Below are 5,338 nucleotides of genomic sequence, written 5' to 3'. Positions count from 1 at the left end.
CCCTGCAGCTGTCTCGCCGTCGGCGCTCCATGGCGAGTTCAGTACGAGAAATCCGATGGTCGGGACGCTGTTGAGTCTGGGGCGCCAGGCATCGACTGTGTGCCCCAACCTCGAAGATGCGAGGCGAGAATGACTATTGCGAATCACCTGGAACGGTTGAGCGAGACGATCCGAGAAGAGTCGTCGAAGCCCGAATCGTTGCGAGAGTCCGGGGCATCCGACGACGCTATCCGTCGGGCTGAGAATCTAGCGCTCGAGATGCGTAGGGGCATTCGATGCGGGGGACCTCAGTGCAGCCGACGCATTTGCTCAACGGCTAGCACGGAAGGCGATTGACGAGTGGTCCCCCCACTCGCGGCTGACCGAGGAGGTTCTTGCCTGCTCGACGGCACTGAGGTCTGTGAAGAAGTCGATCTAAACCTGAGACTGTCCCGCACGGCAAGACCGACGGATGACTCCTCATCAAAGGAACCAACAGACCCAGTGTTGTCCCGACAAGATCCAGGATGGACAGTATGAGGTTTCCCGCTCCAGATGACATGGCGGGGGCGCCAGCGTGGGACAACTATGTGGTGGCGCAAGTCGTCCAGGCCTCGCTCGGATTGTTGCCCTGCAACCTGACCCGGCTGGGGGTCGAGATCGACGGTTTGAAGGTTCGCCTCCACTCTTACTTCTCCGAAGTGACGGCCGTCGACGAGGAATGCGTGGAAGACATTGCGGACGAGCTGAGTGGTCTGCTCGGTCCGCAGGCAGATGTCAGCGTCCAGTGGAACGCCGAGGAAGGGCGGCCAATCGATCCGAGCGGCAGTCTTCGTTGGACGTTCCTGCGTTGGGATGGGGGGACTGTCTACGGGTAATTCCTTATCGCCGCGACGAAGCAGGAGAGCGGGTCGGCCGAGGGCGTCGTCAGACCTCGTCCAGGCTCCGTGGCATGGGGCGCTGGCGCTATCGGTGGGGAGGTATCAGAGGTGACTCGATCGGTGGGCTGGTGCGAGAAGGGCAGGTGCGTCGTGGTGCAAGCCCTCCTTCGGACGGCCTTCTTCCTCGCCCTCGCGTGGCTCATCTTGTTCATGCGAGCAGGGGAGCCGGAGAGCAACCGCCGATTTCTCGTGGGTCTCGCGTGTGTTCCCTTAGCTCTCTGTGTGCTGATGCTGTTCTCCTCGGTCCGCGACTACCAGTGGATCCGCAGGGGTAGACCGGACTGAGGTCGACGGGGCTGGGGGAGATGGCGGGAACCGTCGCTCGTTCCGTCCCGCAAGGGGGAGGTGCCCCCAGCCGTCCCACGTCCCGGCAACCCTGCACGTCTGCGGAGATGGCGGGAGCCGTCGCGGCTCGTACCTCGCCGCTCCTCCCAAATCCCGACGCCTTCGTTAAACGATCGAGGACCCCCAGAAAAGAGCGCTGGGAGTCCTCGATCATTCGGCGGAGATGGCGGGAGTCGTCGCTCGTTCCTCGCTCCTCCCAAATCCCGTCAACCTTCATCGAATGCCGAAGGCCCCCAGCAAAGAGCGCTGGGGGCCTTCGGCATTCGGCGGAGATGGCGGGATTTGAACCCGCGAGAGGTTTAACCCTCAACCCGCTTAGCAGGCGGGCGCACTAGGCCACTATGCGACATCTCCACGTCGCCGCCGGGCGGCAACCGGTACAGGATAGCGAGGCCCCGCCGCGCAGGACGAATCGGGCCGACCCTCAGGCTCTCGCCGGCACACGACGACGCAGGACGAGCGTCGCCGCGACTGCGCCCAGCAGAGCCCCCGACGTGTTCGCGACGACGTCCGACACCGTCGCGAACCGCTCCGGACGCAGCAGCGCCTGGCCCACCTCGATGCACGACGACAGCACGAAACCCGCCGCCGTCACCTGCCACCACGACAGCCGCGTCAACGCCACCGCCAGCCAGCCGAGCGGCACGAACAGCACGACGTTCGCCGCCGTCTGCACCACGTCGTAACCCGTCGGGCGCGGCATCCCGAACGACGACTCCAGCCAGCGCACCGGCCAGGAGTTCAGCACGTCGACGCCCTGGTCGACCGGGGTCGGCCAGAACGCGATCGCCGCCAACGCCGCCAGGTACGCGAGCGCCAGCACGACGTGGGTGGGGGAGCGGCGCATCCCCCGAGCCTAGGGCGCGCCCCCACATGGCCACCGCCGTTCGTGACCCAACACACCGCACCTCTGCCACCATGAGCGACATGCGCGTCGAGCACCTCAGGGCAGCCGTCATGAACCCCCTCACCCTCCCCGGGCTCCCCGCACACGTCTTCCTGCTGCACACCGACGACGGACTTGTCCTCGTCGACACCGGCTTCGGCACCGCCGACGTCACCGACCCCGCGCGCCGGTTCGGGCCCATCCGCCACCTGCTGCGACCCGATGGCGACCCCGACCGCACCGTCCTGCACCAGCTGCGCGCCCGCGGGCTCGATGCGTCCGACGTCGCCCACGTCGTGCTCACCCACCTCGACCTCGACCACGCGGGCGGACTCTCCGACTTCCCCGACGCCGCCGTGCACACCACCGCCGACGAGCACGCCGCCGCCGTCACCGACCCCGACCTGCTCGACCGCACCCGCTACCGGCCGCAGCAGCTCGAGCACGGCCCCCGCTTCGTGCTGCACGCAGGCCGCGGCGACGAGTGGCGCTACGGGCTCACCGGGCACGAGGTGCTGCCCGGCGTCGTGCTCGTGCCCATGCCCGGCCACTCCCGCGGGCACGCGGCCGTCGCCGTCGAGACCCCCGACGGGGTCGTCATGCACGCGGGCGACGCGGTCTTCGACGCCAGCCACGTCAGCGACCACAGCCCCCACGGCCAGCGGCTCGCGCCCGTGCGCACCCTCCGCGCCTTCGAGCAGACCGTCGGCCGCGACCGCGCCCGCATCCGCGCCAACCACCGCGAGCTGCGACGCCTCGCCTCCCTGCCCGACGTGCTCGTCGTCCCCGCGCACGATCGGCGCATCACCGACGAGCTCGTCGACGGCGCCGCCACGTGAGCGACGCCTACCGGCACGTCGTCCTCTTCCGGCTGCACGACGGCACCGACGACGCCACCCGCGACGCAGCCGTCGCGGCGCTCGCGAGCCTGCACGACCTGCCGGGCGTCCTCGAGTGGACCGTGCGCGTCTCCGACGACACCCGCAAGGGCGTCGTGGTCGTCGAGAACGCGCTCTTCGAGAGCGAGGCGGCGTTCCGGGCGTTCCAGGCCCACCCGCGGCACGCCGAGGCCGGAGCGCTGCTGCGCGAGACCGCCGACTGGTGGGTGGGCGACTACCCCGAACCCCGGGGCCGGGACGCCGACGAGATCACGTGACCCGGTCTGCGCGAGTAGGCCACGGTGGGCCGTCCGGCCCCTAGACTCGGCCACGTGCCGAAGCCCCTGTCCCTGATCGCGCTCGTCGCGTTCGTCCTCGTCGACGTCGTGCTCGTGGTCCTGGTCTTCCAGCACGTCCACCGCGCGCCGCCCGGCAGCGGCCTCGGCCCGGCTGCCGCCACCGAGTCGCCCACCCCGGAGCGCAAGACGAACCAGCAGGCGTTCGACTTCAAGCCCGCCCAGGCCGCCAGCATGGACCTCGCGAACGACGGCACCTGGGTGTTCGCCACCCGTGGCGCCTGCGAGGGACGCACGAGCGCCACGCTCTGGACCTCGACGAAGAACGGCGCGTCGCCCACCAAGCGCGACCCCGAGCTCAAGGTCATCACTGCCGTCCAGGCACGCTCCGGCGGTGAGCTGACCGTCGTCGGCGCCGGCGAGGACTGTCAGGCCCGGCAGCGCTCGTCCACCGACGGCGGCGCCACGTGGGTCGACGACCCGATGATCACCCGCTGGTACACGTCCCCGTCCGACCCGACCGTCGCCGTGTCGCCCTCGAAGGGTGAGTCCAAGCCCGGTTGCACCTTCTCGTCGCTGTCGCAGGTCGACGACGACTTCGCGCGCGTCACCTGCATCGACGGCGACGTCGTCGGCAGCGGCGACGGTGGCGGCAAGTGGCTGCTGCTCGGTCGCCTCGACAACAGCCGCACCGCCGTGTTCACGACGTTCAACGCCGGCTACGCGCTCGCCCGCTTCGAGGGCTGCGCCGCACAGCTGTTCAGCACGAAGGACTCGGGCCGCACCTGGGCGCCCGGCGGCTGCATCGTCGGCGACCCCGCCCGCGGCATCGCCGCCAACGACACCCTCGTCGCGGCCGTGGTCGGCGAGGATCCGCAGAGCTACGTCAGCGACGACCAGGGCCAGAAGTTCACGCAGCCGTAGAGGCGGCGCGCCCGCTCCGGCGGGTGGTGAGGACGGCCGTCGCACCCACCGACAGCACGGACACGAGCACCAGCGCTCCGGCGGGGCCGAGTGCGGTCCACGGGGCGCGCTCGACGTAGGCGGAGCCCTCGGCGAGCACCAGACCCCACTCCGGGCGAGGAGGTCGTGCGCCGAGCCCCAGGAACCCGAGCGACGCCAGGGCGAGCACGATGCCGGGCAGCCGCAGGGCGGCGTGGCGGGTGACGGCCGGCACGACGGCCGGCAGCGTGTGCCGCACGAGCCGGCGCACCGGCCCGACCCCCAGCACCGGCAGCACGGCCACGTGCGGCTGCGACCCTGCCTCGCGCAGCAGGGCCGACGTGTGCGCGGCGAGCGGGGCCCAGCTCACCGCCGTCACCGCCACCGCGGCACCCAGCTGCGACGGTCCGGCGATCGCGGCCACGACGAGCCCAGCGAGCACCGGAGGTGCGGCGTTCGCGATCTCGATCGGTCCGGTGGCGGCGTGCGAGAGGCACCCGACCGCCAGCCCGATCAGCAGGCACAGGACCAGCACGACGAGGCCCGTGCCGACGGTGGTGAGCGCGCCGTGACCCACCCTCGCGAGCAGGTCGCGACCGCTGGCGTCGGCGCCGAGCCAGAGCCCCGGCGACGGTGGTGCGAGGCGCGGGTGCGCCGACGTCGACGGGTCGCCGAGGAGCCCGGCCACCACGACGACGAGCAGGAGCGCGCCGGCCACGCCGGGGACGAGCAGGTCGCGACGTCGCAGCACCACCACCGGCTCCGGCAGCGACAGGGCCGACAACCGCACGGCCCGGCCGAGCAGGAGGCGAGCGAGCAGCGACGCCGCACCGCCCGCGACGGCGGCGACCACCACGAGGAGCAGCAGCCCGGCTTGCAGGGCGGGCAGGTCCTGGGCGGCGGCCGCGCCGAGCAGCGCGCGACCGATCCCCGGGATCGCGAAGACCTCCTCGACCGCCACCGCGCCGCCCGTCAGCCCGACGACCACGAGGCCCAGCTGCGGCAGCACCGACGGCACCGCGCGACGCAGCACCGCCGTCGCCACCTCCCGTCGGGTGAAGCCGGCGCCCC

At 71.1% G+C, this 5,338-nt stretch carries 6 protein-coding genes and 1 tRNA gene; 4 read left to right on the top strand and 3 right to left on the bottom strand.

What is annotated here, in order from left to right; all coding sequences use genetic code 11:
- Positions 1–515 precede the first annotated feature (515 nt).
- Positions 516–857, top strand: a complete 342-nt coding sequence (locus tag A6Q79_RS12955; protein ID WP_286691178.1) for a hypothetical protein — start codon at positions 516–518, stop codon at positions 855–857.
- 675 nt (positions 858–1,532) lie between these two features.
- Here A6Q79_RS12955 and A6Q79_RS12950 read toward each other — a convergent pair.
- Both A6Q79_RS12950 and A6Q79_RS12945 read right to left on the bottom strand, forming a co-directional pair.
- Positions 1,533–1,619: transfer RNA gene (locus tag A6Q79_RS12950), tRNA-Ser, on the bottom strand.
- 70 nt (positions 1,620–1,689) lie between these two features.
- A complete protein-coding gene (locus A6Q79_RS12945) occupies positions 1,690–2,112 on the bottom strand; it encodes a VanZ family protein (protein ID WP_286691179.1) in 423 nt (140 codons plus the stop codon).
- Positions 2,113–2,183: 71 nt separating this feature from the next.
- Between A6Q79_RS12945 and A6Q79_RS12940 the strand changes: the two genes are divergently transcribed.
- From A6Q79_RS12940 to A6Q79_RS12930, 3 genes are read left to right on the top strand one after another with little or no spacing between them, the layout of a single operon-like run.
- Positions 2,184–2,990 (top strand): MBL fold metallo-hydrolase, encoded by an 807-nt coding sequence (locus A6Q79_RS12940; protein WP_289017922.1) that lies wholly within the window; start codon positions 2,184–2,186, stop codon positions 2,988–2,990.
- Complete coding sequence (locus tag A6Q79_RS12935; protein ID WP_067860627.1) at positions 2,987–3,307, top strand: Dabb family protein; 321 nt, start codon at positions 2,987–2,989, stop codon at positions 3,305–3,307. Before A6Q79_RS12940 ends, A6Q79_RS12935 begins: the two co-directional genes overlap by 4 nt.
- 54 nt (positions 3,308–3,361) lie before the next feature.
- Complete coding sequence (locus tag A6Q79_RS12930) at positions 3,362–4,249, top strand: hypothetical protein (RefSeq protein ID WP_067860625.1); 888 nt, start codon at positions 3,362–3,364, stop codon at positions 4,247–4,249.
- On the opposite strand, the gene A6Q79_RS12925 is transcribed toward A6Q79_RS12930, so the two are convergent.
- Positions 4,236–5,338 (bottom strand): ABC transporter permease subunit (locus tag A6Q79_RS12925; protein ID WP_317698578.1); only part of this gene is annotated, 1,103 nt, incomplete at its 5' end. The two genes, A6Q79_RS12930 and A6Q79_RS12925, sit on opposite strands and share 14 nt — an antisense overlap.

It is taken from the genome of Aeromicrobium sp. REDSEA-S32_B7 (assembly GCF_001626145.1).
Taxonomy (GTDB): Bacteria; Actinomycetota; Actinomycetes; order Propionibacteriales; family Nocardioidaceae; genus Aeromicrobium; species Aeromicrobium erythreum.
This window is presented reverse-complemented; position numbering and strand designations above follow the sequence as displayed.

Excerpts from the sequence above, each read along its gene's own strand:
- A6Q79_RS12955 (WP_286691178.1), top strand. The coding sequence starts at position 516 with ATGAGGTTTCCCGCTCCAGATGACATGGCGGGGGCGCCAGCGTGGGAC.
- A6Q79_RS12945 (WP_286691179.1), bottom strand. The coding sequence starts at position 2,112 with ATGCGCCGCTCCCCCACCCACGTCGTGCTGGCGCTCGCGTACCTGGCG.
- A6Q79_RS12940 (WP_289017922.1), top strand. The coding sequence starts at position 2,184 with ATGAGCGACATGCGCGTCGAGCACCTCAGGGCAGCCGTCATGAACCCC.